The 405-nt window shown below is 63.0% G+C and carries 1 protein-coding gene; it reads right to left on the bottom strand.

Annotation, left to right across the window (positions count from 1 at the left end; translation table 11 throughout):
* On the bottom strand, positions 1-126 hold a 126-nt coding region (locus tag I6F38_RS43540), incomplete at its 3' end, for a GTPase (protein WP_225164734.1).
* Positions 127-405: the final 279 nt, after the last annotated feature.

A 405-nucleotide genomic window follows, 5' to 3' on the forward strand; every position in this document is an offset into this window, starting at 1 on the left:
GTAGTGGCGATCGCGCGTCAGGCCCGGAATATCCGCAACCAACGCGTCACGCGAGCGCGTCAGACGGTTGAAGAGGGTCGATTTGCCGACATTCGGCCGCCCTACAAGGGCAATGACTGGTTTCATGCTTGTGTGCCGCACGCGAATAGCGCCATGGCAAGTTCTGATTGTTGCAACTGCGGTTGGCATCTGCACGGCTGAATGCCTGGTGACACAGATGCAAGACGCCCGCGGAGTACGCGGGCGCAAGTTCGAGGCGGCTCAGCCGCCCCGATGTGATGTGTGTGCCGCCGCAAACCACCCGGCCGCGGCCGCGAATGTTACTTCGGCAGATAGCCGTAGACACCGCCGCCGCGGGTTTGGACGACGAGTGTCTGGCCGACCACCACAGGTGCTGCGCCAATG

It is taken from the genome of Bradyrhizobium sp. BRP56 (assembly GCF_020194035.1).
Taxonomy (GTDB): Bacteria; Pseudomonadota; Alphaproteobacteria; order Rhizobiales; family Xanthobacteraceae; genus Bradyrhizobium; species Bradyrhizobium australafricanum.